Origin of the sequence: Caulobacter sp. 73W (assembly GCF_041021955.1) — a bacterium.
In the GTDB taxonomy this organism is placed as follows: Bacteria; Pseudomonadota; Alphaproteobacteria; order Caulobacterales; family Caulobacteraceae; genus Caulobacter.
This window is the reverse complement of sequence record NZ_CP158375.1, coordinates 2,294,282-2,321,178: the sequence shown is the minus strand read 5'-3', so window position 1 is coordinate 2,321,178 and position 26,897 is coordinate 2,294,282. Positions and strand designations below refer to the sequence as shown.

Genomic DNA, 26,897 nt, shown 5'->3' with positions numbered 1-26,897 from the left:
CTCGGCGACTTGACGGAGGCGCGTAAGGGCTTTCCCATGCGCGCTTTCAGCGGCCCGTCAGAGGCCGCCGCTCCGAGGAAGGCCGATCCATGAAACTGAAACTCCTGGCCGCCTGCGCCGCCGCGGCCCTGGTCGCCGCGCCGCTTTGCGCCGTGGCCCAGACCCCGCCGACCGCCGCCGAAGCCAAGGCCTTCACCGACAAGGCCGAAGCCGATCTCGCCAAGCTGAGCGAGTACGCCGCCCGCTCGTCCTGGGTGCGCGCCACCTACATCACCGAAGACACCCAGTGGCTGGAAGCCAAGGCCGGCGCCGAGATCACCGAACTGGCCACCCGCCTGGCCATGGACGCCGCCAAGTACGACAAGAGTCAGGCCGACCCGGTGACCCGCCGCAAGCTCGACATCCTCAAGCGCAACCTCAACCTGCCCGCGCCGCAGCGCCCGGGCGGCGCCGAGGAACTGGCCACCATCGCCTCGCGCCTGGACAGCACCTTCTCCACCGGCAAATTCGACTACAAGGGCAAGACCATCACCCTCAACGACGCCGAGGATGTGCTGGCCGAAAGCCGCGATCCGGCGGATCTGAAAGCCGCCTGGGAAGGCTGGCACTCCACCGCGACCGTCATGCACGACGACTACGTCAAGATGGTCGAGCTGGCCAACGAGGGCTCCCGCGGCCTTGGCTACAAGGACACCGGCGCCCTGTGGCGCGCCGGCTACGACATGGATCCCGAGGCCTTCGCCGCCGAAACGGACCGCGTCTGGAAGCAGCTGGAGCCGTTCTACCGAAACCTGCACTGCTACGTCCGCTCGCGCCTGAACGAGAAGTACGGCGACACCGTCCAGCCGCGCACCGGCCCGATCCGCGCCGACCTGCTGGGCAATATGTGGGCGCAGGAGTGGGGCAACATCTATGACGTCGCCGCGCCCAAGACCGCCGGCGCCGCGGCCGGCTACAACCTCGACGACCTACTGGTCGCCAAGGGCTATGACCCGGTGAAGATGGTGAAGGCGGGCGAGGGCTTCTACTCCTCGATCGGCCTCGCGCCCCTGCCGGAGACCTTCTGGAAGCGCTCCATGTTCGTCCGTCCGCAGGACCGCGAGGTGGTCTGCCACGCCTCGGCGTGGGACGTGGACGACAAGGAGGACATCCGCATCAAGATGTGCACCAAGGTGAACGGGACGGACTTCGTCACCATCCACCACGAGCTGGGGCACAACTACTACCAGCGCGCATATTCCAAGCAGCCTTATCTGTTCCGGGGCGCGGCCAATGACGGCTTCCACGAGGCCATCGGCGACTTCGCGGCCCTGTCGGCCACCACGCCCACCTATCTCAACCAGATCGGCCTGCTGGAAACCGTGCCTGGAGCCGAAGGCGACATCCCGTTCCTGCTGAAGACCGCGCTCGACAAGATCGCCTTCTTCCCGTTCAGCCTGATCGTCGACAAGTGGCGGTGGCAGGTGTTCTCCGGCCAGATCGCGCCGGACCAGTACAATGACGGCTGGTGGAAGCTGCGCACCCAGTACCAGGGCATCGTCCCGCCCGGCCCGCGCCCGGCGGACGCCTTCGACGCGGCTGCCAAGTACCACGTGCCAGGCAACACCTCGTACACGCGCTACTTCCTGGCGCGGGTCTATCAGTTCCAGTTCCACCGCGCCGCCTGCAAGCAGGCTGGCTGGAAGGGCCCGCTGCACCGCTGCTCGATCTATGGGAACAAGGAAGTCGGGGCGAAATTCAACGCCATGATGGAGATGGGCGCGTCGCAGCCCTGGCCCGACGCCATGGCCGCCTTCACCGGCGAGAAGCAAACGGACGCCAGCGCGGTGGCCGATTATTTCGCGCCGCTGAACCTGTGGCTGACCAAGCAGAACAAGAACGAGAAGTGCGGCTGGTAGGCCGCCTGGCTGACGGGCTCGTCCGGGCCCGTCAGCCCTCTATTCCCGGCGATCAGAGCAGCTTGATCTCGCGCAGGCGCTGCTTGAGGAAATCGTCGGCCGTGATCGGCTCCGGATAGCGGTTCGGATGCTTCGCCGTAGCGCAGCCCGGCAGGGTCTCGATCAGATAGTCCGGCGCGAAATGCAGGAAGAACGGCGTCGAATAGCGCGAGAAGCCGCGACGCTCCGGCGGCGGGTTCACCACCCGGTGCGTGGTCGAGGGCAGGACGTCGTTGGTCGCGCGGCTCAGCATGTCGCCGATGTTGCAAACCAGGGCGCCGGGCGGCGGGTTGATCGCCAGCCAGCGGCCGTCACGATCCAGCACCTCCAGCCCGGCCTCTTCGGCCCCCAGCAGCAGGGTGATGGCGTTGATGTCCTCGTGGGCGCCGGCGCGCACGCCGCCCGCATCGGCAGGAACGGGCGGATAGTGCAGCAGGCGCAGGATCGAATTGCCCTCGCGCACTGGCTCGTCGAACGTATGGCGGTCGAGCTTGAGGTAGTTGGCGATGGCCTGCAGGACGCGCACGCCCATGTGGTCCAGCGCGCCGTACAGCCAGCTCAGCTCGCCCTCGAAACGCGGCGTCTCCGACGGCCAGACGTTCGGCGGCATCACCTCGGAGAAGCGGTGACCTTCCGGCAGGTCCCGGCCGATGTGCCAGAATTCCTTGAGGTCGTGATGGGTCGCGCCCTTGGCCGTCTCGATGCCGAAGGGGACGTAGCCGCGCTGCCCGCCCTTGCCGACCACGTAGGCCTTCTTGGTCTCTTCCGGCAAAGCGAAGAAGTCCTTGGCCTCGCCGATGGCGCCGTCGATGCGGGCCTGGTCCAGGTCATGGTCGCAGATCACCGCGAAGCCAAAGCGCTGGAACGAGGTCCCCAGATCACGGGAGAAGCCCTCGAAATCGTCGGCGTAACGCAGGAACGAAACGGGCTCGATGGCGGAGGTAGGCAAGGCGCGGCTCCATGAAGGACGGAGGCGGCTTCTACACCTTTCACAGCTTGCGCGCATCTGACTCAGGTCAATACCGCCTTCCGCAATGGCGGCGCTTACGGTTTCGTTAACCATAATTGTCGAGCCTGACGCCCGCATGAGATCGTCGCCGACATGTTTCTGAAGAAACCCGCCTTCGCGACCGCCGCCGCTTCCGGCGCGGGCGGCGCCGGCCTGCGCGACATCCTGCTCGGCCTGCGCGCCAATCCCTATGCAGGCGCGGCCGGCGCGGCCCTGTTGTTCGCGGCGACCTTGGGCGTGCTGGTGCTCGCCCTCGGCGATCCCATGGCCGGCGCGCCATCCGTCCGCGTGCGGCTGCAAAGCATCGGCGCCACCAAGGGCGCGCCTCCCGGATGGCTGGAGGCCCTGGCCCAGGAGCCGAAGGAAGAAGCGCCTCTCGTCCCCGACGTTCTGCAGCTCTCCGAAGGACCGCCGAGCGCCGCGCCGGCGGAAACGGCCAAGGCGCCGGAGGTTCACGCCGCCCCGCCCCTGGCCGCGCACGACCCCCTGCCCGCGGCGCCTATCGCCGGCCTGTGGGCGCCGGGCCCCGGCGGCGGCAAGCTGCCGGTGGTCGCGCCGGGCGGCCGCACGCCGGCCGAGGCCTATGCCCGCCCGTTCACGCCGGACGGTCGCCCCCGCGTGGCGCTGGTGATCGGCGGCCTGGGCCTCAACGCCCAGACGACGCGCGCCGCCATCGAACAGCTGCCCGCCGAGATCACCTTGTCCTTCGCACCCTATGGCGAGGACCTGCAAGGGTGGATCGACCTGGCCCGCCGCCACGGCCACGAGGTGCTGCTGGAGACGCCGCTGGAGCCCAACGACTATCCGCAGAACGATCCCGGCCCCTACACCCTGATGTCCCGCGCGCGGCCGGAGGAGACGGTGCGCAAGCTGGAATGGCTGATGAGCCGCGCCACGGGCTATTTCGGCCTGACCAACTATCTGGGCTCGCGTTTCCTGAAGTCGGACATGGCGGTGACCACCCTGAGCGCGGTGCTGAAGCAGCGAGGCCTGGCCTTCATCGACGACGGCCAGGCGAACGGACGCGGCGCCGGCCAGCGGGCGTCCGCCGACCGCATCATCGACGACCAGCTCTCGGCCGAAGCCATCAACCGGCAGCTCAAGGCCGTCGAGGGCGGCGCCGTGCAGCGCGGCCAGGCCCTGGGTTCGGGCTTCGCCTATCCGGTGACCATCAACCAGGTCGCTCGCTGGGCCGAGGGCCTGTCTGCGCGCGGCTTCCAACTGGCCCCCGCTTCGGCCGTGACGAGCAAGCGATGAGCGATCTTTCCGCCTATCGCCCGAACGTCGGCGTGGTCCTTTTCAACGCCAAGGGCCAAGTCTGGCTGGGCCGCCGCGCCAAAACGCCCGATCCTTGGAACTGGCAGTTTCCGCAGGGCGGCGTCGATGAGGGCGAGGACCTGGAAGCCGCCGCCCGGCGTGAACTCGCCGAGGAAACAGGGGTCGTGAGCGCCTCGCTGCTGGGACGAACCGAAGGCTGGATCGTCTATGATTTTCCGCCGGAAGTGCTGCACAAGCAGATCGCTCGTGGCTGGAAAGGTCAAAAACAGGTCTGGTTCGCTTTTCTGTTCGGCGGCGAGGACTCGGAAATCAATCTTTCATCTCACGCGGATATCGAATTTGACGCTTGGCGGTGGGGCGCACTCGACGAAGCAGTCGAATTGATCATACCCTTCAAGCGAGACGTGTACGGACAAGTGGCTCACGCTTTCCGGCGTTTCGCGGGGGTCTAGTTAGGGGCTTCGTTCTGGGGCGTATTGGCGGGGGCCAGTTCCATGATCCACGACATGCGACCGCAAGCGGACGCTAGACCGGCCGACCACGAGGGCCGCACTTCAACCCACGGGCCGACTTGGCCGTACGTCGCTGACAGGGAACCGATACAGTGATCGACAAAATTCTCACCTGGCTGGGCATCAAGCCTGCGCCGCAACCCGCCAAGCCGGCGGCTCCTGCTCCGGCTCCCAAGCCGACCCCGGCGCCGGCTCCTGCCGCCGTCGCGCCAACGCCGGCGCCCAAGCCTGTCGCTCCGGCGGCCGCTCCGGTCGCCGCCGCCAAGCCGGCCGCCCCGAAGGCCGCCGCGCCGAAAGCGGCTGCAAAGCCCGCCGCCAGGAAGCCGGCCGCCAAGGCTGCTCCGAAGGCTGCCGCCAAGCCGGCGGTCAAGGCCGCCGCGGTGAAGGAGGCTCCGGCCAAGGCCGCGGCTGCGAAGCCGGCCGCCAAGGCCGCCGCCAAACCCGTCGCCAAGAAGGCCGCTCCGGTGAAAGCCGCCGCAGCCAAGCCGGCCGCCGCCAAGGCCGCGCCGAAGGCCAAACCCGCAGCGAAAGCCGCTGCTTCGAAAGCCGCCGCCAAGCCGGCCGCGGTGAAGAAGGCTCCGGCCAAGCCCGCCGCCAAGGCTGCTGCTAAGCCGGCCGCGAAGCCCGCCGCCGCCAAGGCGCCGGCCAAGGCCGCGGCTCCGAAGAAGGCTGCTGCGCCCAAAGCCGCCGCCAAGCCCAAGGCCAAGAAGTAACGCGCTTGGCGTCACGGACTGACGCCTCGCAAACCCTGCGCCCCGTGGTGATGATCCACGGGGCGTTTTGCGGCGGGTGGGTGTTCGACCACTTCCGCGAACCCTTCGAGGCGGCCGGCCATAAGGTCCTGGCGCCCGATCTGCCCGGCCGCGGCGACGGACAAAATCCCGCAGGCCTGTCCATGGGCGACTACGCCCGCGCGGTCGCCGAGCTGTGCGACGCGCAAACGGACGCTCCCATTCTCATCGGTCATTCCATGGGCGGTCTCGTCGCCCAGATGGCCGCCTCACGCCTGGCGCGGCGTCGTCCCGCCGCCGGGTTGATCCTGCTCGCGCCGTCCGCCCCCTGGGGCGTGACCGGAACGTCCATGGAAGAGGCCTGCAGCGCTGTCGGCCTGTACGCCCTCGGCGCCTATTGGCTGCAGTCGGTGGACCCGCAATACGACCTGGCGCGCACCTACAGCCTCGACCGCCTGCCGCGCGACGACGTGCGGCGGACCTTCGAGCGCATGACCGCCGAGAGCGGCCGCGCCCTGTTCGAGACGCTGAACTGGTGGCTGGACCCGATGATGACCACCAGCATCGGAGCGGTGGGCGCCCCGGCCCTGACGATCGCCGGCGGGCGCGACCTCATTCATCCGCCCGCCACGGTGCGCCAGGTGGCCGCGTGCGTCGGCGGATCGTTCCAGACCTTCGCCGAGATGAGCCATTGGCTGCCCGCCGAGCCGGGCTGGGACACCGTGGCCGACGCCTGCCTGGACTGGCTTGGCCAGGACGCACGAGCGGCGGCCTAGATACAATTCGGGCGTCGAACCGCGGAGGTCCGACGCCCGATGAATGCTTACTTGCGAACGCTGTAGAGCAGGTTCGACTGGTCGGCGTTCTTCAACACCGAGGTGTCGTCCGGCTTCTTCAGTTGCACGAACACCATGCCGGTCGAGGCGGTGCCTTCACCGACGTGCTCCCAGGACACCGTGGTGCGCTTGTAGTCCGAGCCGACCATCTGGTCGTTGCGGTACAGCTGCAGGATCGGGTCGCGGGTCGACGCCCAGCCGTGCAGATCGGTCACCAGCGTCTGGGCCAGGCCCGTCGGATGGGTGATGGTCAGGGTGCAGACGTTCTTGTTCGAACCAGCCGGCTCGACGACGATCTGATAGGGCTTGGCCTGAGCCAGGATCCACTGGTCGCGCTTCTTCTTGAAGCCGGCGGCCTTGGCCAGGGCGGCCTGGTCGCCGCCGTCCAGCACGCCCTGGACGCAGACGTTGTTCAGGACGTTGATGATGGCGATCGAGGTCGGATCGGTCGGAGCCGGGTAGGTCACCGGCGCCGGCTCGGCCGGAGCAGCCGTGGCGGCTTCGGGAGCCGGAGCGACCGGCTGCGCGGCCGGATCGGCCGGGACAGCGGCCGGAGCCGGGGCGGTTTCGGCCGGGGGCGGCGTGGCCGCATCCTGGGCGACGGCGACACCGAACGTGGCGGCGGTGATCAGGCTGGCGAGCACAAGGCGCATACGGCAATTCCCCTTAACTTGACGGCGCGGCATGACACACCGGGCAGGACGCTATCGCAACCCCTCTAGAGACGGTTTACGACAGTAATGCGGCGGCGAACCGCCTCAGGCGGCCTCGACCGCGTGTTCAGCCAGGATCGTCAGGCCTTCCGGCGTGACGTCGGCGAAGCCGCCCTGGATGTCGAACGCGCGCACGGCCGAGCCGTCACGCACCGTCACGCGGCCCTCCTTGAGGGCCGTCATGAACGGCGCGTGGCCGGCCAGGACGCCGAAGTCGCCCTCGGTCCCGGGAGCGTCGACCTGGTCGACATCGCCCGAGAACAGTTCGCGCTCGGGCGCGACGAGGGAGAAGTGCAGCTTGGCCATGATCAGGCGGCTTCCGCGGCCAGCTTCTCGGCCTTGGCGACGGCGTCCTCGATGGTGCCGACGTTGTAGAAGGCCGGTTCCGGCAGATGGTCGTAGCCGCCGTCGCAGATCGCCTTGAACGAACGGATGGTGTCGTCCAGCGACACGAACACGCCCGGCAGGTTGGTGAACTGCTCAGCCACGTGGAACGGCTGCGACAGGAAGCGCTGGATCTTGCGGGCGCGGGCCACGGTCAGCTTGTCGTCTTCCGACAGCTCGTCCATGCCCAGGATCGCGATGATGTCCTTCAGCGCCTTGTACTGCTGCAGGATCTCCTGAACGCGGCGGGCGACGGCATAGTGCTCTTCGCCGATGACGTTCGGGTCCATGATCCGGCTGGTGGAGTCCAGCGGGTCCACGGCCGGGAAGATGGCCTGGGCGGCGATGTCGCGGCTCAGCACGGTCGTCGCGTCCAAGTGGGCGAACGAGGTGGCCGGGGCCGGGTCGGTAAGGTCGTCGGCGGGAACGTACACGGCCTGGACCGAGGTGATCGAACCCTTCTGGGTCGAGGTGATGCGCTCCTGCAGGTTGCCCATCTCGGTGGCCAGGGTGGGCTGATAGCCCACCGCCGAGGGGATGCGGCCCAGCAGAGCCGACACTTCGGCGCCCGCTTGGGTGAAGCGGAAGATGTTGTCGACGAAGAGCAGCACGTCCTTGCCTTCTTCGTCGCGGAAGTACTCGGCCTGGGCCAGGCCGGTCAGGGCGACGCGGGCGCGGGCGCCGGGAGGCTCGTTCATCTGGCCGTAGACCAGGGCGCAACGGCTGCCTTCGCCGCCGCCCGGCTTGTTCACGCCGGACTCGATCATCTCGTGATACAGGTCGTTGCCTTCGCGGGTGCGCTCACCCACGCCGGCCAGAACCGAATAACCGCCGTAAGCCTTGGCGATGTTGTTGATCAGTTCCTGCATGGTCACGGTCTTGCCGACGCCGGCGCCTCCGAACAGGCCGATCTTGCCGCCCTTGGTGTAGGGGCAGAGCAGGTCGATGACCTTGATGCCGGTGACGAGCACTTCGGCGGTCGTGGTCTGCTCGGCGAAGGACGGGGCCTCGGCGTGGATCGGACGACGCTCGGCGGTGGCGATCGCGCCGCCTTCGTCGATCGGGTCGCCGACCACGTTCATGATGCGGCCCAGGGTGGCCGGGCCGACCGGCACGTTGATCGCCGCGCCGGTGTCGGTCACGGGCTGGCCGCGGGTCAGACCCTCGGTGGTGTCCATGGCGATGGTGCGGACGGTGTTCTCACCCAGGTGCTGGGCGACTTCCAGAACCAGGCGGAAGGTCTCGCCGGTGCGCTGGTCGGTGTTGGTGGTTTCCAGCGCGTTCAGGATCGCGGGCAGAGCGCCATCGAACTCGACGTCGACGACGGCGCCGATCACCTGGACGATGCGGCCCGTCGCGGCGCCCGTGGCGACCAGCGCCTTGGACGTGGAGGCCTTTGCGGCGGGAGCCTTCGGCGCAGCAGCCTTCTTCGGCGCAGCGGCGACGGCTTTCGGAGCGGCGGCTTTAGCAGCCTTCGGGGCGGCGGCCTTGGGGGCCGTAGCAGCAGGGGTCTTGGCCATGGCGAGCTTCAATCGTCTTTCGTCAGATAGCTTCGGCGCCGGAGATGATTTCAATCAGCTCCTTGGTGATCTGCGCCTGGCGGGTTCGGTTATATTCGAGGGTGTAGCGGCGGATCATGTCGCCGGCGTTGCGCGTGGCGTTGTCCATGGCGCTCATCTGGCTGGCGTAGAAGCCGGCCTGGTTCTCGAGCAACGCGGACAGAATCTGGACCGTCAGGTAGCGCGGCAGCAGCGTCTCGAGGATTTCCTCCTCGGACGGCTCGTAGGTGTAGACCGCCTCGCCGGACTTCGCCGGACCTTCGCTTTCGACCGCCGCGGGGATCAGCTGGCGCGCGGTCGGAACCTGCGACACCACCGACTTGAAGCGGCTGTAGAACAGGGTGACCACGTCCGCTTCGCCCGCCTCGAAGATTCGGGTGATGGCGTCGGCCACAGGCTGGGCGCTGGCAAGGGTCAGCGTGCGCTGGCCGGACAGCTCGAAGCTCTCGACGATCCGCTCTTCACCGAACACGCGGCGCAGCGGATCGCGGGCCTTCTTGCCCACGGTGATGATCTTCACGTCCTTGCCCTGGGCCAGCAGGCCTTGGGCGAAGTCCTTGGCGGCGCGGACGATCGAGCTGTTGAAGCCGCCGGCCAGACCGCGGTCCGACGTGGCGACCACCACCAGGTGACGCTGCTCCGAACCCGTGCCCGACAACAGTTTCGGGCCATCGCCCGACACGCCGGCCGACAGGTTGGCGATCACGCTGGCCAGCCGCGTCGCATAGGGGCGCGCGCTCTCGGCGGCGTCCTGCGAGCGGCGCAGCTTCGCGGCCGCCACCATCTGCATTGCTTTCGTGATCTTCTGCGTGGCCTTCACGCTCGAGATCCGATTGCGCATTTCCTTCAGGCTGGCCATGCGATTACACGCCCGCCTTTCTGAACAGCCACCAGGTGCTGTCGTCCATTACTGTCGTCCGCTTCCAGAAGAAGCCGTAATCGACGAGCTCCAGGTCAGGGAACATATCGAGGTAGAGACCCCCAAAGTCCCGCTTGAACAGCAACCCGTCCTCTCCGCGATAGGAGATGGTTTCCGGCTTTGAAGAAAAATATTCGATGCACAGGACGTACTTGGCCGCGACGCGGTGAATTTCCCGCATCGTCTGCTCGAGCAACGTCGGATCGACGTGAATCAGCACGCCGGAGGTGAGGGCCAGATCGACCGCGCCGTCACCCAGCGGAATCTGGTGGCCGAAGCCCGCCAGCATCCGCTCGGCCGGCAGGACGCCGTCCTCGATCACGCGGTCACGCGCCGAAGCATTTGGCTCGATGCCCCAGACCTCGCCGTCGATGATCGACGGCAGGGCGCGGAGATTGAGACCGATGTTCGTTCCCACCTCCAGAACGCTGCGGGGCATGCCGCCCTCAAGCGGCGCCAGCGCCTTCGCCAAGGCGCGCACGCGGCCGCGCACGGCGTCGGCCGATACGGAGTTGCGCTCCGTATAGGCGTCGCCGAAAGCGCCCGACCAGGCGTCCAGAGGCTTGGGTTGGCTGGCGGCCATCACGATCCCGCTTAGGCGAAGGTCGCCGAGAAGCTTTCCAGCGCGCTCTTCAGCTTGCCTTCCAGCGTGTCGTCGAGGGCCTTCTTGGTGCGGATGCCGTCCAGCAGATCCTTGTTCTGGCTGTGCAGACGGGCCAGGAACTCGAACTCGAAGCGGCCGACCGAGGCGGTCGGGATCTTGTCCAGATAGCCGCGGGTGCCGGCGTAGATCACGCAGACCTGCTCTTCGACCGACAGCGGCGCGTATTGCGGCTGCTTCAGCAGCTCGGTCAGGCGCTCGCCGCGGGCCAGCAGGCGCTGGGTGGCGGCGTCCAGGTCGGAGCCGAACTTCGCGAAGGCGGCCATTTCACGATACTGCGCCAGCTCGCCCTTGATCGGGCCAGCCACCTGCTTCATCGCCTTGATCTGGGCCGAGGAGCCCACGCGCGACACCGAGATGCCGACGTTCACCGCCGGACGGATGCCCTGATAGAACAGGTCCGTCTCGAGGAAGATCTGGCCGTCGGTGATCGAGATCACGTTGGTCGGGATGTAGGCCGACACGTCGTTGGCCTGGGTTTCGATCAGCGGCAGAGCCGTCAGCGAACCCGAACCGTAGTCCTCGTTCAGCTTGGCGGCGCGCTCCAGCAGGCGGGAGTGCAGGTAGAACACGTCGCCCGGATAGGCTTCGCGGCCCGGCGGGCGGCGCAGCAGCAGCGACATCTGACGGTAGGCGACGGCTTGCTTGGACAGATCATCGTAGATGATGAGGGCGTGCATGCCGTTGTCACGGAACCACTCGCCCATGGCGCAGCCCGAGAACGGAGCCAGGAACTGCAGCGGAGCCGGTTCCGACGCCGTGGCCGAGACCACGATGGTGTAGTCCAGCGCGCCGTTGTCCTCGAGCGTCTTGACGATGCGGGCGACGGTGGAGCGCTTCTGGCCGATAGCGACGTACACGCAGTAGAGCTTGGCGCTCTCGTCCGTGCCGGCGTTGGCGGCCTTCTGGTTCAGGATGGTGTCGATCGCCACGGCGGTCTTGCCGGTCTGGCGGTCACCGATGATCAGCTCGCGCTGGCCGCGGCCGACGGGGATCAGGGTGTCGATGGCCTTCAGGCCGGTCTGCACGGGCTCGTGCACCGACTTGCGGGGGATGATGCCCGGGGCCTTCACGTCGACGCGGCGGCGCTCGGCGACGTTCTTGATCGGGCCCTTGCCGTCGATCGGCTCGCCCAGCGGGTTGACGACGCGGCCCAGCAGGCCCTTGCCGACCGGCACGTCCACAATTTCGCCGAGGCGGCGGACTTCGTCGCCCTCGCGCACGTTGCGGTCATCACCGAAGATGACGACGCCGACGTTGTCGCGCTCCAGGTTCAGGGCCATGCCCTTCACGCCGGCTTTCGGGAACTCGACCATTTCACCGGCTTGGACTTTGTCCAGGCCGAAGACGCGGGCGATGCCGTCGCCGACCGACAGCACGGAACCGACGTCGGACACATCGGCTTCTTCGCCGAAGTTGGCGATCTGGGACTTCAGGATGGCCGAAATTTCGGCGGCGCGGATGTCCATGGCGGGCTTAGGCTCTCTTCAGGGCGAATTTCAGGGAATCGAGCTTCGACTTCAGCGAAGCATCGAACAGACGCGAACCGACGCGCACCTTCAGACCGCCCAGGATGGACGGATCGACGCGCGTCGAGATTTCAGGCTCCTTGCCCAGCGCGGTGCGCAGGGCCTGGGCGACACCCTTGGACTGGGCGGCGCTGAGCGGAACGGCGGAGACCACCTCGGCCGAGACAACGCCGCGCTGAGCAGCCGACAGGCGCTCGAAGGCGGCGATCGCCGACATCAGGTCGGACGAGCGGCGGTTGGCGGCCAGCAGGCCGAGGAACTTGATGGTGGTGGCGTTGAACTTCGCCTTCTTGGCGATGGCGTTCAGGCCGGCGGCCTTGTCTTCGGCGGAGAAGGCGGGGCTGGTCAGCAGACGGCGCAGATCGGCGCTGTCCTTATACGCGGCCTTCAGGCTCTTCAGGTCAGCCTCGACGGCCGCCGTTTGACCGGCCTCGTTGGCCAGGTCGAAGAGGGCCTGGGCGTATCGGTCGCCCGCATCCGTCGTCTTGGTATCGTCCGCCACGTAAATCCGCCCGGTGGGTTTGTCTGTCGTCCACGAGCGAAAGGTTAAATTCGCCGCGGTTTTAAAGGCTTGATTGCGTTCGAGAAAAACACGCTGACCCCGCGATCGTTAAAAATCGCCGGGCCGAAGCCGCGCGCCTGATAGCATGTGCTTTTCGCCCCCGCAACCAAGGGCTCCGCTCACGTTTACGGTGGAGGCTAGGCCGTGGCGGGCACGCGGAAGACCGCGCTGGCTGTCGCCGCGACAGCCCCCTGCGCGCTGACCGCCCTGGCCTGTACGAAGACCAGGGTGCGGGTGGCCCGCTCCACGGTCGCCTCGACATTCAGACCTTCCCCAGCGGCGCCCTCGCCATAGTCGATGGTGAGAGAGACGGGCTCCGTTCCACCCGATTGGGCGGCCAAGGCCGCGAGGGCCGACTGCAGGGCCGGAACGATGTCGAACGTCGTGGTCATGCGCTTGGACATAGAAGCCTCGCCTTAAAAGAAAAGAGGCGGCCTAAGCCGCCTCCCATCCCAACAAAGAAAAAGGGGACGGCCTAAGCCGTCCCCAGGCGTTTTGATCGAGGAACGATCTGGCCAGATACGCGGCCGGGAAAATTCTCAGTTGGCGGCCGTCTGCGTCGCGGCGGCGGCCTGACCAACATTGCAGCGGTCCAGCTCGGCGGCTTCGAGCGACTTGCGGTCGCCGCCATAGGTGGAGACCCGGCCGACTTCCTTGGCCAGGGCCTTGCAGCCGGCGGCGGTCAGGGCGCGGCTCGGCGCGGAGGTCGAGACGCATTGCGAACCTTCGCAGGCGAACACGGCGCCGGCGGCGACGACCTTGGTCTTGGCGGCCACCGGAGCAGCCAGGGTGGCGGTGATCTTGCCGTCGGCCAGGGCCGGAGCGGCGAGCAACATGGACAGGGCGGCGGCGGCCGCGAGGGTTTGGAGCTTCATGAGGAGCCCTCCGAGCGTTCGAGTGATCTGATTTTGGCAAGCATAAGGATCGAGCACTGGCCTGTCGCGCCGGGGGAATGGCCGCCGATCCCCATCAGCGGCTCAGCACGAACTAAGCGATGTTTAGATAACAGGGGTGCGGGGCGGCGCAAAGCGAAATTTTCGCCGCCGTCGAAATTTCTCATAGTCGTCGGGCGGAGGCTTGATCAATCTCATCGCCCCGACATGGACAAGGTTTAACCTCGCGGGTCCTGACAGGACCTTCGACCTGTCCTTATCTAACCGTCGCTGCCGGGCGCCTCGCCCGTCCTGGAGGGATGAATGAACCGTCTGCTGAAGAACGTCGCCAAGATCGTCTTGCCCGTGGCCCTCGCTATCGGCCTGGCGGGCTGCGGCGTGAACACCATTCCCACCCGCGATGAGCAGGTGAAGGCGTCATGGGCCGAGGTGCAGAACCAGTATCAGCGCCGCGCCGACCTGATCCCCAATCTCGTCGCCACGGTCAAAGGCTACGCCGCCCAGGAGCAGAATGTGCTCACCGCGGTGACCGAGGCCCGCGCCAGCGCGACCCAGGTCAAGGTGGACGCCTCGACCATCACCGACCCCGCCGCCTTCGAGCGCTACGCCCAGGCCCAGGACCAGCTGTCGGGCGTGCTCGGCCGCCTGATGATGATCACCGAGAACTATCCGGACCTGAAGTCGAACCAGAACTTCCTGGCCCTGCAAAGCCAGCTGGAAGGCACCGAGAACCGCATCACCATCTCGCGCCGCGACTACAATGAGAGCGTCCGCGTCTACAACACCGAGATCCGCACCTTCCCGGGCGCCCTGTGGGCCGGCACCGTGCACCGCTGGGCCAAGCCCGCCGTGCCGTTCCAGGCCAGCGCGGCGGCCCAGTCGGCGCCGTCGGTGAGCTTCGACGCCCCGGCCGCTCCGGCGGCCGCTTCGGCCCCGACGAAGTAAGATCATGCTCATCTTCCGCTCTCCCCCGCGAAGGCGGGGGCCCAAGCTGAATCGCCGCTTGGATTCCCGCCTTCGCGGGAATGAGCGGGGTTGGGGTTTCCTCGGGATCGTTCTGGCGGCGGTCTTCATCGCCCTGCCCGCCTTCGCCGCCCCCAGCTTTCCCAAGCTTACCGGTCGCGTCGTCGACGAGGCGAACATCCTGTCGCCCCAGACCGAAGCGGACCTGACGCGGAAGCTGGCGGCGCTGGAGGACGGCGCCGGCCGCCAGCTGGTGGTCGTCACCCTGCCCAACCTGCAGGGCTACGAGATCGAGGACTATGGCTACCAGCTCGGCCGCCATTGGGGGATCGGGCGGGAGAAGGAGGACGACGGCGCCCTGTTCGTCGTCGCCCCCAATGACCGCAAGGTTCGCATCGAGGTCGGCTATGGCCTGGAGCCCGTCCTGACCGACGCCCTGTCCAGCGTCATCCTGCAGAGCCAGGTCCTGCCGCGCTTCCGCGACGGCGACATGGAAGGCGGGGTGGTCGCCGGGACCGACGCGATCCTGCAGCAGCTGTCCCTGCCCGAGGCCGAGGCGAAGGCCAAGGTCGCCGAAGCGAGCGAAAGCCGCGAAACGGGCGGCGAGGGCTGGGGCACGGCCATCTTCGTCATCATCCTGATCTTCTTCTTCATCAGCCGTTTGCTGCCCGGACGTCGCGGACGGCGGTCGGGACTGGCCTCGGCCCTGCCGTGGATCATCCTCAGCTCGCTCGGCAACGGTCGTGGCGGTGGCGGTGGCGGCTGGTCGGGCGGAGGCGGCGGTTGGGGCGGTGGAGGCGGCGGCTCCTTCGGCGGCGGCGGATCTTCGGGGAGCTGGTGATGGACCTGAGCAAAGAAGATCACGAACGCATCGCCGCGGCCGTCTCGGCGGCCGAACGCACCACCGCCGGCGAGATCTACTGCGTCCTGGCGCCCGAGGTTTCGGACTATCGCGAGACCCCGCTGGTCTGGGCGGCCGCCTCGGCGCTCGTCCTGCCGGCCCTGGCGCTGTTCGCCGGGCTGCGGCCGCACATGCTGACCGACCTGTTCGGCGGCTGGACCGCCGCGCACGACAGCGCCACGGACGCCACCATCTTCTCGGCCCTGGCCATCTATATCGCGGTCCAGGCGGCGGTGTTCGTCATCGCCGCCTTGGTGGTGTCGCTCGGCCCGGTGCGCCGCGCCCTGACGCCGGGGCCGTTGAAGGCCGCCCGCGTTCATCAGGCGGCCATGCAGCAATTCCTCAGCCACGGTCTGCATCTGACGCAGGACCGCACGGGGGTCCTGCTGTTCGCCTCGCTCGCCGATCACCGCGCCGAGGTGGTGGCCGACGAGGGCATCTACGCCAAGGCGCCGAACGCGGTGTGGGACGAGGTGGTCGCGCTGCTGATCGACGGCCTGAAGAAGGGCGATGCGGCGGGCGGCTTTGTGGCCGCCATCGAGCGCTCCGGCCAGATTTTGGCCGAGCATGTCCCGCCGGCCGGCGACAATCCGAACGAACTTCCAGACGGTCTGGTCGTTCTTCCCGCACCCGGCCGCGACTGAGGAGGACGTGATGATCGAGGACCTGATCGCCGAGATTTCGGCCAGGACGCCGCTCAACCCCGACCAGGCGCGCAAGGCCCTGACCGGCGCCCTGTCGCTGATCGCCAAGCATGGCGAGCCGGCGAAGGTGGCCGAACTGTTCGCCGCCGCGCCGGGCGCCCAGGCCCTGGCGGCCGAAGGCGCGGTCCAGCCGGCCAAGAGCGGCCTGTTCGGCGGACTGATGAAGGCGGCGGGCGGCGCATCCGGCGCGGCCATGTCGGACGGCATGGCGATGATGCAGAGCCTGTCCCGCGCCGGCGTCGACCAGGACGGCCTGAAGGCCATGCTGCCGGTGGCCGGCGCCTGGGTTCGCGAGCGGGCCGGCGGCCGCGACCTGCTGAACGAGACCCTGACCTCCATCCCCGGCGTGGGCGGGATGCTGTCCCGCGCTTGACCGGACGTTGCGTCAGCTTCGTTGACGTTTACGGGAACTGGCGCTCGCCCCGCGCATGCCCTAGGGTCGCCCTCAATTCAAACTAACGTTTAAGAGGGAAGCGCCATGCGTGAAGCGGTCATCGTCTCCTACGCCCGCACCGGTCTCGCCAAGTCGGGACGCGGCGGATTCAACAACACCCACGGCGCGGCCATGGCCGGTCACGCCATCCAGCACGCCGTGCAGCGCGCGGGCCTGGAAGGCGCCGAGGTCGAGGACGTGGTCCTGGGGTGCGGCGGTCCCGAAGGCGCCACCGGCATGAACGTCGCCCGCAACGCCGCCATGTGGGCCGGCCTGCCGGTGACCACCTCGGGCCAGACGATCAACCGCTTCTGCTCCTCGGGCCTGCAGGCCATCGCGACCGCGGCGAACTATGTGAAGAACGACGGCGCCGACGTGGCGGTCGGCGGCGGGGTTGAGTCGATCTCGCTGGTGAACATGGGCGGTCACATGAACCGCTTCCACATCACCGAGGAAAAGCTGCTCAAGACCCACCCGGCCCTGTGGATGGCGATGATCGACACCGCCGACATCGTGGCTAAGCGCTACAATGTCAGCCGTGAGTATCAGGACGAGTACGCCCTGCGCTCGCAGCAGCGCATCGCCGCCGCCCAGGCCGCCGGCCTGTTCAAGGACGAGATCGTCCCGATGCAGGTGAAGATGAAGAAGATCGACAAGGCCACCAAGGAAGAGAGCCTGGTGGACTACGTGGTCGATCGCGACGAGTGCAACCGCCCCGACACCACCCTGGAAGGCCTGGCCTCGCTGGAGCCGGTGAAGGGTCCGGGCAACTTCGTCACCGCCGGCAACGCCAGCCAGCTCTCGGACGGCGCCGCCGCCGTGGTGATCATGGAGGCCAAGGAGGCCGAGCGTCGCGGCCTCAAGCCGCTGGGCGCCTTCAAGGGCTTCGCCGTCGCCGGCTGCGAGCCGGACGAGATGGGCATCGGCCCGGTCTTCGCCGTGCCGCGCCTGCTGGAGCGCCATGGCCTTAAGGTCGACGACATCGACCTGTGGGAGCTGAACGAGGCCTTCGCCTCGCAGTGCCTCTACAGCCGTGACCGCCTCGGCATCGACCCAGAGAAGTACAACGTCAACGGCGGCTCCATCGCCATCGGCCACCCCTTCGGCATGACCGGCGCCCGCTGCGTGGGCCACGTCCTGATGGAAGGCCAGCGCCGCAAGGCCAAGACCGCCGTCGTCACCATGTGCATCGGCGGCGGCATGGGCGCGGCGGGCCTGTTCGAGATCTTCTGATCGAGGCGAAGCTTCGTGATGAAGGGGTCGCCGTCTCTTGACGGCGGCCCCTTTTCGCATCAGCCGCCGAAGACGTAGTCTGGCTTGCCATAGACCCCTATCAGATCGACGGAGGCCTCCGCGCCATCGATGAGATGGGCCAGGAAAGCGGCGTTGGACTTCGCATAGACCCCCACGTCGCCCTTTTCGGCCTCGGCCAGCAGCCAGCCGACCATGGCGGCCTTCGCGCCCAGGTCCGTCTTGCCGTAGCTATAGAAATAGGCCTCCCGCCCGTCGATCAGGTCATGGGCCTTCTTGTCGTTGGGGGTCGATCCGAAGATCTCCTTGTAGGCCTTCTTGGTCGCGTCGATGAGGCTGAGGTTCCCGTAGCCCGCCGCGAACTTATCCTTGCCCTCGCCGTCGCGGCCCAGATTGACCGCGAAGTTGATGTAGCGGTTCTCCAGATTGAACGACTGGAAGTAGGCCGAGTTGAGGTTGTTGCCGTTCGGCCCGGTCGGCGACACCAGATAGTCGAGCCCGCCGGCCGCGGGCGTCTTCCCTGTGAAGAACTGATAGGACAGGGTCGCCACCGAGGTGGTGGCGTCGGCCGCGTCGATGATCGCCTCCACCGTGGCGAGATCGGTGTCCAGGCTTGCGCTGGCGCCGATGTCGTTGGCCGCCAGGGCGTTGGCGCTGCGAAGCACGGTTGCCGCCACCGCGGAGGTCACCGAACCCGACTGGGCGCGCTGTACCAGATCAGCCGACGACAGCACCGTACCGTCCGCGAAGCGGATCGCCGCGTCGCCGGCCTGCGGGTTGGGGAAATCGTTGAAGATGATCGCATCGGAGCCGCCATCAAGGATCACGGCGATCTTCTGGTGCGCGCCCGTGGCGATACGGTTGGCCACGCCCCCGACCAGGATGACCGAGTTGATTGAGCCGGCGCTGTAGCCACTGATCTCGATGTGGTCGATCCCGGGCTGGAAGTCCCAGATCATGTCGACACCGTCGCCCTTGGCGAAGATGAAGGTGTCGCGGCCGTCGTTGCCATACAGATTGTCGCCGATGCTGATCACGGCCCCGAGCTTGCCGTTGTCGGTCCCGCCGACGATCAGGTCGTCGCCGCCCTCGCCCTGCATCTCGTCATCGCCGGCCCCGCCATAGATGCGGTCGTTCCCAGCCCCGGCCTCGATCAGATCATCGCCGCCCGTGGAGGGCGTCGTGGGATTGGTCGGCGGGGTGGGTGTCGTCGGCACGGCGGGAGCCGCCGGCGCCTGGCTGACCAGCTTCAGGCTTTGGTCGCGACCGACCCCGTTCTCGCTGACGCTGGTCAGACGGGCGCCGAACCATTGCTGCGCGACGAGTTCCAGCTTCAGCGGCTGGTCCGCATGGGACAGGGTGAAGCTGGTGTTGCGGATGTCGTCCTTGCCGACACCCGCCGTGCCGAACTCGACGCCGATGTCGAACGGGGCATGGTCGCGCCCCTGCATGTTGGCCGCGTTGCCGAGATCGATCACCGCGTTGGCGGCGACCTGGCGGCTGGTTACGTCAGCGCCATTGATGGTGAACTTGGAGGGGTTGAGCAGGCCTTCGGCGGAGACGTGAAAGAACAAGCCGCGGAGGTCGCCGACATCGACCTTGTCAGCCGTGGAGGTGACCGTGTCGGTGACCACCAGCTCGAAGGCCAGGGCCCCGGTGGCGGTTTCCGCAACCGTCACCATCACGCCGGGTTCACCCGCGATGATGAAATTCATGGATCGCAAGGTCGAGGCCGCGCTTGCAGCGGTCGTTACGGTCTGCACGCCGGACGAAGGCGCGCTGACCGTGCTCTCCGCATCGCCGTAGATCACATCGGCGCCGCCGGCGCCGTAGAGCTTGTCCGAACCCGCGCCGCCCACCAGGACGTCCGCGCCTTCGTTCCCATAGAGCAGGTCGTTTCCCGCTCCACCCAGCATACGGTCGGCGTTGTTGCCGCCGAACAGCTGGTCGGCGCCGTCGCCCCCGTCGAGAAGGTTGTCGCCGTCGTTGCCGTACAGCTTGTCGTCGCCGCCCATGCCGAGCAGTTCGTCCGGACCGCTGTCACCGTAGAGCTCTTCGCCGAGAGCGGTACCTACCTTGCGCGCCATGACCCACCTTAAACCATCGGAAGTTGTGTCTAAAATTCGCACAACCTTTCGCGAGCGTGTAACGCACTCGCGCGCAAAGCGATCTCCCGTATTTATACGTAAGGCATCGCGACGAGCCCCATTGGCGGGGCCGCACGAAGCTCCACATTAGGAACCCGCCGACGCCCGCGCTGGTTGTTCTGTCACATTTGTTAATTGTCGCTGTGGAGCGAACCCATGGCCCTCAAGGCCCTCATCGCCCTGGCCGCCATCGTGGCCATTTCCGTCGGACTGCTTCTGCCCGTGCCGCATCACGACAACGAGGCGAAAGCCACCTCGGCCATCCCCACCCTGAATTTGAACCGCGGCTAGTCGTTCTCGCGCGCGCCGGCGGCGGCCGCGCAGCCCTTCAGGATCCGCCCGCCGATATCGGCCTGCGCCTTGAACGGATAGGTCCTGTCCGACATGCCGTCCGAACAGGGCCCCGCCGTCACCGTCAGCTTCAGCTTCCCCTGCGCCGTGCTCGCCTCCCACCGGGCGGCAGAGGCCGTTCGCACGGGGCCGGCGTTGGGCGCGGTGACGGGCGGATGGTCGGGGCGGGTCAGGGCGATCTGCTCGGCGTCGATCATGACCGCCCAGAACGGCTCGGTCCCAAGGGCGTCCACGGCGTCTGGCACGGGCAGGGTCGCTGTCTGGGCGGAAACGCCCGCCACGGTCTGGCAGGCCGACAGAAACCCGGCCATGGCCAGCACAGCGACGCTCCGCATCGTCTTTTCCCTTTTGTCTCTTCCCAACACGCTTAACCTGCGTCGGCGATGAGTCGCGCCGCGCCCTTTTCTTTCTACGAGTTCTTCGCCGGAGGCGGCATGGCCCGCCTGGGCCTCGGCGACGCCTGGACGTGCCTGTTCGCCAACGATTTCGACCCGCTCAAGGCGCGAACCTACCGCGAAAACTTCCCTGACGCGCAAGCTCATCTGCACGAAGGCGACGTGTGGGCCGTCGAGCCCGCTGCTCTGACGGGCCGCGCCGACCTCGCCTGGGCCTCATCGCCCTGCCAGGATTTCAGCCTGGCCGGCGGGCGTGCAGGTCTGAAAGGCGGCAAGTCGTCGGCCTTCTTCGGCTTCTGGAACCTGATGGAGGCGCTCGACGCCGAAGACCGCGCTCCGCGCGTGCTGGTCATCGAGAATGTCAGCGGCCTGCTGACCTCCAACGACGGACGGGACTTCGCAGCGCTTTGTGATGTGCTGGTTAAGCGCGGCTATCGGGTCGGAGCGCTCGAGGTGGACGCCGCCGCCTTCACTCCGCAGTCGCGGCCGCGCATCTTCGTCATCGCCGCGCGCCATGTCCTTCCGCACCTGATCGGGGCCAGCCCGTTCCAGACCGAGGCGGTGCGCCTGGCGCATGATCGCCTGCCCAAGAGCCTTCAGGAGGCCTGGGCCTGGTGGTCGGTTCCGGCGGCCCCCGCCCGCAACGCCGACCTGGCCAGCATCCTGGAGCCAGACGACGCCGTCGCCTGGCGCGAAGAGGCCGTCACCGCAGCCCTGCTCGACATGATGGCGCCTCTGCATCGCGCCCGGGTGGAGACGGCGCGCGCCAGCGGCGCGCGCGCGGTCGGCGCGGTGTTCCGCCGGATGCGGGGCGGGGTGCAACGGGCCGAGGTCCGCTTCGACGGCCTGGCCGGTTGCCTGCGCACGCCGCGTGGCGGCTCGTCCCGTCAGACAGTGATCGTCGTCGACAAGGGACAGGTGCGTTCACGCCTGATCACCGCGCGGGAAGCGGCCCGCCTGATGGGCCTGCCGGAAGACTATCGCCTGCCGAAAAGCCAGAGCGGCGGCCTGCACGTCATGGGCGACGGCGTGGCCGTGCCCGTGGTCCGCTGGCTGGCCGAACATCTTCTGGAGCCGCTGGCCGCCCGTCCGACAGCCGTGGCCGCCGAATGAGCCGCTGACAGGCCGCGCCTGTCGGCATAAGGTCGCCCGCTTAGGGCCGGCCAACGAAATCAGTCACGGAACTCCCCGCCATGGACGACGCCTCGAACCTGTATGACGCCGCGCGCTACAAGCGCGCCGGGCGCGGCAAGATCTACGACTCCATCCTCGACACCATCGGCGACACGCCGATCGTCCGCCTGCCGCGGCTGTCGGCGGAGCTGAAGCCCAAGGGCGAGGTCGTCGCCAAGCTGGAGTTCTTCAACCCGATCGGCTCGGTGAAGGACCGCATCGGCGTGTCCATGGTCGAGTTCTCGAGGCTCAGGGCATCCTGAAGCCGGGCGGCGCGATCATCGAGCCGACCAGCGGCAACACCGGCATCGCCCTGGCCTTCGTGGCGGCGGCCAAGGGTTACAAGCTGACCCTGGTCATGCCCGAGAGCATGTCGATCGAGCGCCGCAAGATGCTGCTGCTGCTCGGCGCCAAGCTGGAGCTGACCCCGGCCGAGAAGGGCATGCGCGGCGCCGTCGCCCGCGCCCAGGAACTGGTCGAGGCCACCCCGGGCGCGGTGATGCCGCAGCAGTTCGAGAACGGCGCCAACCCGCTGATCCACCGTGTCTCGACGGCCGAGGAAATCTGGAACGACACCGACGGCAAGGTGGAAGCCGTGGTCAGCGGCGTCGGCACCGGCGGCACGATCACCGGCGTCGGCCAGGTGCTGAAGGCCCGCAACCCGTCGCTGAAGATGGTGGCGGTGGAGCCCGAGGCGTCGCCCGTCCTGTCCGGCGGCGCGGCCGGCCCGCACAAGATCCAGGGCATCGGCGCGGGTTTCGTGCCCGGCATCCTGGATCGGGGCGTGATCGACGACATCGTCCAGGTCGGCAACGACGACTCCTTCGCCATGGCCCGCAAGGCCGCGGCGGTGGAAGGTCTGCCCGTGGGCATCTCGTCCGGCGCGGCCCTGGCGGCGGCGTTCCACCTGGCCAGCCAGGACGCCTATGCCGGCAAGCTGATCGTGGCGATCATCCCCAGCTTCGCCGAACGCTACCTGTCCACGGCCCTGTTCGAAGGGCTCTGAGGCCTTCGGCCATGACCGACGTCTTCGACGCCGCGAAGCGTTCGGCGGTCATGGCCCGGGTCCGGGGGAAGGACACCAAGCCCGAGATGCGCGTGCGCCGGCTGCTGACGCGGCTGGGCGCGCGCTACCGCCTGCATCGCAAGGACCTGCCCGGCTCGCCGGACGTTGTGCTGCCGGGGCGCAGGCTGGCGATCTTTATCCACGGCTGCTTCTGGCACGGCCATGACTGCAAGCGCGGCGCGCGCGAACCCAAGGCCAACGCCGACTACTGGCAAGCCAAGATCGGCCGCAACCGGGCGCGGGACATCGCCTCGCGCGAGGCCCTGACCGCCGCCGGCTGGCGGGTCGAGACCATCTGGGAATGCGAGATGAAGGACGAGGCGGCGCTAAGCGCGCGGCTTCGGGCCTTGCTGGACGCCTAGGCCGGCGCGGCCTCGCGTGAGCGTCGGCGGGCGACCAGGGCCTCGGCCATGGCGGCATAGAGTTCGGGCCCGTCGATAGGCGCGGCCACCCAGCTGTTCATGCCCGCGCGGCGACAGCCGTCCCAGTCACGCGGGGCGGCGGACGGCACCAACCCCACCACGGGGATGGCGCGGTTTCCGTTCGGGCTGGTCCGCAGGCGGCGGGTGGCGTCAAAGCCGTTCATGCCCGGCAGGCTGACCCCCATCAACACGATATCGAACGCCTGACGGTCCAGCATGGCCAGGGCGGTCTCGCCGCTCTCGGCCACGGCTGGTTGTAAGCCCAGCGGCAGCAGCAACTCCATGGCCCGCTGCTGCAGCGGGCCGGGAGCCACCAGCAGAACCCGCGTCCCGATCACCGCCGACAGGATGTCCTGCGGCTCGGGCGCGTCGATCGGGTAGACCCGGAAGTTGAGGGTCAGGGTGCTGCCCTCGCCCGGCCGGCTCTCGACCGTCAGGTCGCCGCCCATCAGGCGGGCCAGTTCCCGGCTGATCGCCAGGCCCAGGCCGGAGCCCCCGCCGAAGCGCGCGCCGGTGCGGTCGAAGGGCGAGAACAGGTCTTCCAGCTCGCTCGCCGAATAGCCGGGACCGGTGTCGATCAGCACGACCTTGACGCCGATGCGCCCGTCATCCCCCGTCCCGGCCGACAGGCGAATGGTGATCATGCCCGTCTCGGTGTCGCGGATGGCGGTGGCGAACAGGGCGTTGAGCGCCTGGCTGATGCGCATGGGATCGCCGTTGACCCAGCGCGGCAGGGAGGAGCCGCCCTCCAGCTTCAGGCGCAGGCCCTTGCGGCGCGCCGCCGGTCGCCAGGCGCGCAGGACGTCGTGACCCTTGCGTCGAAGATCGAAGGGGATGTGCTCGACCAGCATGCCGCCGGATTCCAGCCGGGCGAAGTCGGCCAGGTCGTTGAGCAGGCCGCGCATGGTTGAGCCGGAGCGCGCGATGCGCTGGGCGTGGCCGCGCACTTCGCCGGGCGGGGTCGGTCCCTGAAGCTGAGCGGCGGCGGACAGGATGGCGTTGATCGGCGACTTCAGCTCCTGGCTGACCGTGGCGATATAGCCGCCCTTGGCGCGCAGGGCGGCCTCGGCCTCCAGGCGGCGGGCCTCGGCCTCGCGCAGGGCGTCCTTCTGGGCGGAGATGGCGCGCTCGAACAGCCGCCAGGTGACCATAGAGCTGCTCAGCATCAGCAGGCAGGCCAGGATCATCACCGGCCGGTAGAAGGGCGTCACGTCCGGGTCGAAGATCACCACCAGGGCGGCGGTCAGCAGATAGGGCGCCGAGGACGTCAGGAAGGCGATCCGCGACTGGGCGCTGATGACGATCAGGTTGATCACCGAACCGGAAATCAGAAACACCGCCAGGGCTGGGCCATAGCTGCCGCCCAGCAGCCACAGCGCCCCGCAGATGCCCGCCAGAACCACCGCCGGGAAGACGAACAGGGTGATGACGAAGATCATCCGGGCCAGAGACGGCTTGCGCCACTCCGCGCTGGACGGACGCAGAATCCAGACCTCCAGCACCTGGGCGACCAGATACAGGCCCATCCACACCCAGATCGTGCGGAACTCGGTGATCAGGTAGACGATCAGGGCGATCGGAAAGGCGGTGATCACCCGCAGCGGCATGTGCCGCCGCCGAGCCTCCGCCGCCTCCAGAAGGCGCGCGTAACTCCCGGAAAGATCGCGCATGGTCAAAACCCGAGCCCGGCGCACTATCGCGCGGAACTCAGCTACAATTCAACCAACGGTATTAGGTTACAAAATTTGCTCGATATTTGCGAAGTTCGCCCGAAATCGACCGCTGTTCGTCGAATTATTTCCCACTGAGCGTTGTCAGGCGGCTTCCGCCGCAATGGCGCGGGAGGTCAGGACCTGACGCAGGGCGGCGTGCAGTTCGGCGGGAATGACCGGCTTGGCCACATGCGCCTCCATCCCCGCCTCGCGGCAGTCGTCCCAGTCCTTGTCGGTGGCCGAGGCGGTCACGGCGATCACCGGCGTCTTCTGGTTCGGTCCCGCCTCGCGGCGCAGGCGGCGCACCGCGTCGCGGCCATCCATGCCCGGCATATAGAGGTCCATCAGCACCACGTCGAAGGGCTGCTCGGCCAAGATCTCCAGCGCCGCTTCGCCGGACTCGGCGGTGACCGGCAGCACCCCGAACGGCTCCAGGATCACCTCCAGGGCGCGGCGGTTGAGGACGTGGTCATCCACCGCCAGGACCCGCACCCCGGCCAGGGTCGGCTCGGGCGCCGGCGGGGGCGAGGCGGCGATCTCCAGATTCAGCGACAGGGTGAAGGCCGCGCCCTCGCCGGTACGGCTGTCGACCGTCAGCTCGCCGCCCATCAGCCGGGCCAGCTCGCGACTGATCGCCAGGCCTAGGCCCGAGCCGCCGTACTTGGCGGCCACGCCGGCGTTGAGTTGGTTGAAGGCGGTGAACAGGCGATCCGACGCCTCGGCGTCGAATCCGGGGCCGGTGTCGATCACGCTCAGCGACAGGGTCAGGCGGCCGTCCGCCCCGGCCGCGGCGGCGACCTTCAGGGTCACCGAACCGGCGGGCGTGAACTTGATGGCGTTGGACAGCAGGTTGTTGAGGACCTGGCGCAGGCGGGTGGGATCACCCTGCACCCAGCGAGGCAGGCAGGCCACGCCCTCGACCCGCAGGCGCAGCCGCTTCTTGGCCGCCTCGGGGCGCCACAGGCGCAACAGGTCGGACAGGGTCTGGCGGATGTCGAAGGACACGGTCTCCACCGACAGACGGCCCGCCTCGATCCGCGACAGGTCGAGCAGGTCGTTGAGCAGGTCGCGCATCATCGAGCCGGCGTCGCCGATCACCTGGGTCTGGGTGCGGGTGGCCGCGTCGGCGGCGTTGCGCTCCAGCACGCCGGCGCCGGACAGGATGGCGCTGATCGGGGTGCGCAGCTCGTGGCAGACCACGGCGACAAAGGCGGACTTGGCGGCGGCGGTCGCCTCGGCCTCGGCGCGGCGGCGGTCATGCTCGGCGGCGATGGCCCGCTCGCGCAGCACGGCGGCCATGGACATCCGTGACGCGGTCAGGGCGTTGATCCCCACCACGGCGCCGCCGACCAGCCACACGGCCTTGATCATAGGCGTCGCGACGGGATCGAGCAGAACCACGGCCGCGGCGATCAGCATCATCGGCGTGACCATGGCCATGAAGGCCAGGCGTGAATGGGCCGAGGCGGCGATCACCTGCAAAAGCCCGCCACCCATCAGCAGGATGGCGCCGACCGGCGCGAACTCGTTGACCTGGCGCGCGTACCACAGGGGAATGGCCGCCGAAGCCCACAGGGTGGACGGCATGCCGGATATGACGGTCAGCAGCACCAGCCGCAGGCGGCTCGGCTCGCTCCAGCGGCGGGCGACGGCGCTGCCCTTCAGCAGGTAACCGAAGATGTCGACGCCGGCATAGGCCAGGCCCCACGCCCAGATCCACACCCACGACGCGCCCATGATGGTGAAGACGAGGCAGCAGACGCAGAGCGTGATCAGCAGGCGCACGGGCGCCCCGCTGTGACGGGCGGCCATGACGCGCAGAAGACCCGCGTAATGTTCAGAAATGGAAGCCATGC

At 68.1% G+C, this 26,897-nt stretch carries 27 protein-coding genes and 1 pseudogene; 14 read left to right on the top strand and 14 right to left on the bottom strand.

Annotated elements, in window-relative coordinates; all coding sequences use genetic code 11:
* The first annotated feature begins 89 nt into the window (after positions 1-89).
* Positions 90-1,898 (top strand): M2 family metallopeptidase, encoded by a 1,809-nt coding sequence (locus ABOZ73_RS10905; protein ID WP_369058174.1) that lies wholly within the window; start codon positions 90-92, stop codon positions 1,896-1,898.
* A 52-nt stretch (positions 1,899-1,950) separates the two neighbouring features.
* Here the strand turns inward: ABOZ73_RS10905 and ABOZ73_RS10900 are convergent, their stop codons facing one another.
* Entirely contained in the window at positions 1,951-2,886 is a 936-nt protein-coding gene (locus ABOZ73_RS10900; RefSeq protein WP_369058173.1) for an isopenicillin N synthase family dioxygenase, read from the bottom strand.
* 153 nt (positions 2,887-3,039) lie between these two features.
* Here ABOZ73_RS10900 and ABOZ73_RS10895 point away from each other — a divergent pair, with 153 nt between their 5' ends.
* From ABOZ73_RS10895 to ABOZ73_RS10880, 4 genes are all read left to right on the top strand, one after another.
* Positions 3,040-4,203, top strand: coding sequence for a divergent polysaccharide deacetylase family protein (locus tag ABOZ73_RS10895; protein WP_369058172.1), 1,164 nt, complete (start codon positions 3,040-3,042; stop codon positions 4,201-4,203).
* Positions 4,200-4,676, top strand: coding sequence for an RNA pyrophosphohydrolase (locus tag ABOZ73_RS10890; RefSeq protein WP_369058171.1), 477 nt, complete (start codon positions 4,200-4,202; stop codon positions 4,674-4,676). Before ABOZ73_RS10895 ends, ABOZ73_RS10890 begins: the two co-directional genes overlap by 4 nt.
* A gap of 152 nt (positions 4,677-4,828) precedes the next feature.
* Complete coding sequence (locus tag ABOZ73_RS10885; protein WP_369058170.1) at positions 4,829-5,449, top strand: hypothetical protein; 621 nt, start codon at positions 4,829-4,831, stop codon at positions 5,447-5,449.
* A gap of 50 nt (positions 5,450-5,499) precedes the next feature.
* On the top strand, positions 5,500-6,243 hold the full coding sequence (locus ABOZ73_RS10880) for an alpha/beta fold hydrolase (protein WP_369062525.1): 744 nt from the start codon (positions 5,500-5,502) through the stop codon (positions 6,241-6,243).
* A gap of 47 nt (positions 6,244-6,290) precedes the next feature.
* Here the strand turns inward: ABOZ73_RS10880 and ABOZ73_RS10875 are convergent, their stop codons facing one another.
* From ABOZ73_RS10875 to ABOZ73_RS10835, 9 genes are all read right to left on the bottom strand, one after another.
* Positions 6,291-6,956, bottom strand: coding sequence for a hypothetical protein (locus tag ABOZ73_RS10875; RefSeq protein WP_369058169.1), 666 nt, complete (start codon positions 6,954-6,956; stop codon positions 6,291-6,293).
* Positions 6,957-7,061: 105 nt separating this feature from the next.
* Positions 7,062-7,322, bottom strand: a complete 261-nt coding sequence (locus tag ABOZ73_RS10870; RefSeq protein ID WP_369058168.1) for an ATP synthase F1 subunit epsilon — start codon at positions 7,320-7,322, stop codon at positions 7,062-7,064.
* A gap of 2 nt (positions 7,323-7,324) precedes the next feature.
* A complete protein-coding gene (atpD, locus tag ABOZ73_RS10865) occupies positions 7,325-8,920 on the bottom strand; it encodes a F0F1 ATP synthase subunit beta (protein ID WP_369058167.1) in 1,596 nt (531 codons plus the stop codon).
* 22 nt (positions 8,921-8,942) lie between these two features.
* Complete coding sequence (locus ABOZ73_RS10860; protein WP_369058166.1) at positions 8,943-9,818, bottom strand: F0F1 ATP synthase subunit gamma; 876 nt, start codon at positions 9,816-9,818, stop codon at positions 8,943-8,945.
* 4 nt (positions 9,819-9,822) lie between these two features.
* Positions 9,823-10,461 carry a pseudaminic acid biosynthesis-associated methylase gene (locus ABOZ73_RS10855; protein WP_369062524.1) on the bottom strand — a complete coding sequence of 213 codons (639 nt, stop codon included), beginning with the start codon at positions 10,459-10,461 and terminating at the stop codon, positions 9,823-9,825.
* Positions 10,462-10,472: 11 nt separating this feature from the next.
* Positions 10,473-12,008, bottom strand: a complete 1,536-nt coding sequence (atpA, locus tag ABOZ73_RS10850) for a F0F1 ATP synthase subunit alpha (protein ID WP_369058165.1) — start codon at positions 12,006-12,008, stop codon at positions 10,473-10,475.
* A 7-nt stretch (positions 12,009-12,015) separates the two neighbouring features.
* Positions 12,016-12,570 (bottom strand): F0F1 ATP synthase subunit delta, encoded by a 555-nt coding sequence (locus ABOZ73_RS10845; protein ID WP_369058164.1) that lies wholly within the window; start codon positions 12,568-12,570, stop codon positions 12,016-12,018.
* Between the two features lie 197 nt (positions 12,571-12,767).
* The gene (locus tag ABOZ73_RS10840) at positions 12,768-13,034 is read right to left on the bottom strand and encodes a hypothetical protein (RefSeq protein WP_369058163.1); all 267 of its coding nucleotides are present in this window, start codon (positions 13,032-13,034) and stop codon (positions 12,768-12,770) included.
* A 135-nt stretch (positions 13,035-13,169) separates the two neighbouring features.
* Positions 13,170-13,505 carry a hypothetical protein gene (locus ABOZ73_RS10835; RefSeq protein ID WP_369058162.1) on the bottom strand — a complete coding sequence of 112 codons (336 nt, stop codon included), beginning with the start codon at positions 13,503-13,505 and terminating at the stop codon, positions 13,170-13,172.
* 321 nt (positions 13,506-13,826) lie between these two features.
* Here ABOZ73_RS10835 and ABOZ73_RS10830 point away from each other — a divergent pair, with 321 nt between their 5' ends.
* The 5 genes from ABOZ73_RS10830 (at position 13,827) to ABOZ73_RS10810 (ending at position 17,757) form a co-directional block, all read left to right on the top strand.
* Positions 13,827-14,468 carry a LemA family protein gene (locus tag ABOZ73_RS10830; protein WP_369058161.1) on the top strand — a complete coding sequence of 214 codons (642 nt, stop codon included), beginning with the start codon at positions 13,827-13,829 and terminating at the stop codon, positions 14,466-14,468.
* Positions 14,469-14,574: 106 nt separating this feature from the next.
* Complete coding sequence (locus ABOZ73_RS10825; RefSeq protein ID WP_369062523.1) at positions 14,575-15,327, top strand: YgcG family protein; 753 nt, start codon at positions 14,575-14,577, stop codon at positions 15,325-15,327.
* Entirely contained in the window at positions 15,327-16,031 is a 705-nt protein-coding gene (locus ABOZ73_RS10820; RefSeq protein ID WP_369058160.1) for a TPM domain-containing protein, read from the top strand. The genes ABOZ73_RS10825 and ABOZ73_RS10820 overlap by 1 nt, the downstream gene beginning before the upstream one ends.
* Before the next feature lie 10 nt (positions 16,032-16,041).
* Entirely contained in the window at positions 16,042-16,464 is a 423-nt protein-coding gene (locus ABOZ73_RS10815) for a hypothetical protein (protein WP_369058159.1), read from the top strand.
* Between the two features lie 105 nt (positions 16,465-16,569).
* Positions 16,570-17,757: an acetyl-CoA C-acyltransferase gene (locus ABOZ73_RS10810; protein ID WP_369058158.1), complete on the top strand. Its 1,188-nt coding sequence runs from the start codon at positions 16,570-16,572 to the stop codon at positions 17,755-17,757.
* 59 nt (positions 17,758-17,816) lie between these two features.
* On the opposite strand, the gene ABOZ73_RS10805 is transcribed toward ABOZ73_RS10810, so the two are convergent.
* Positions 17,817-19,862: a hypothetical protein gene (locus tag ABOZ73_RS10805; RefSeq protein WP_369058157.1), complete on the bottom strand. Its 2,046-nt coding sequence runs from the start codon at positions 19,860-19,862 to the stop codon at positions 17,817-17,819.
* 216 nt (positions 19,863-20,078) lie between these two features.
* Between ABOZ73_RS10805 and ABOZ73_RS10800 the strand changes: the two genes are divergently transcribed.
* Complete coding sequence (locus ABOZ73_RS10800; protein ID WP_369058156.1) at positions 20,079-20,213, top strand: hypothetical protein; 135 nt, start codon at positions 20,079-20,081, stop codon at positions 20,211-20,213.
* Here the strand turns inward: ABOZ73_RS10800 and ABOZ73_RS10795 are convergent.
* Positions 20,210-20,608: a COG3650 family protein gene (locus tag ABOZ73_RS10795; protein ID WP_369058155.1), complete on the bottom strand. Its 399-nt coding sequence runs from the start codon at positions 20,606-20,608 to the stop codon at positions 20,210-20,212. The two genes, ABOZ73_RS10800 and ABOZ73_RS10795, sit on opposite strands and share 4 nt — an antisense overlap.
* 48 nt (positions 20,609-20,656) lie before the next feature.
* Here ABOZ73_RS10795 and ABOZ73_RS10790 point away from each other — a divergent pair, with 48 nt between their 5' ends.
* From ABOZ73_RS10790 to ABOZ73_RS10780, 3 genes and pseudogenes are all read left to right on the top strand, one after another.
* Positions 20,657-21,781 (top strand): DNA cytosine methyltransferase, encoded by a 1,125-nt coding sequence (locus tag ABOZ73_RS10790; RefSeq protein WP_369058154.1) that lies wholly within the window; start codon positions 20,657-20,659, stop codon positions 21,779-21,781.
* An 80-nt stretch (positions 21,782-21,861) separates the two neighbouring features.
* Positions 21,862-22,847, top strand: a pseudogene (gene cysK / locus ABOZ73_RS10785) (cysteine synthase A).
* 11 nt (positions 22,848-22,858) lie between these two features.
* Positions 22,859-23,269 carry a very short patch repair endonuclease gene (locus ABOZ73_RS10780; protein ID WP_369058153.1) on the top strand — a complete coding sequence of 137 codons (411 nt, stop codon included), beginning with the start codon at positions 22,859-22,861 and terminating at the stop codon, positions 23,267-23,269.
* On the opposite strand, the gene ABOZ73_RS10775 is transcribed toward ABOZ73_RS10780, so the two are convergent.
* Together ABOZ73_RS10775 and ABOZ73_RS10770 are read right to left on the bottom strand one after the other, a co-directional pair.
* Positions 23,266-24,999 (bottom strand): hybrid sensor histidine kinase/response regulator, encoded by a 1,734-nt coding sequence (locus ABOZ73_RS10775; RefSeq protein WP_369058152.1) that lies wholly within the window; start codon positions 24,997-24,999, stop codon positions 23,266-23,268. The two genes, ABOZ73_RS10780 and ABOZ73_RS10775, sit on opposite strands and share 4 nt — an antisense overlap.
* Positions 25,000-25,143: 144 nt before the next feature.
* Complete coding sequence (locus ABOZ73_RS10770; protein WP_369058151.1) at positions 25,144-26,895, bottom strand: hybrid sensor histidine kinase/response regulator; 1,752 nt, start codon at positions 26,893-26,895, stop codon at positions 25,144-25,146.
* Between the last annotated feature and the right edge of the window lie 2 nt (positions 26,896-26,897).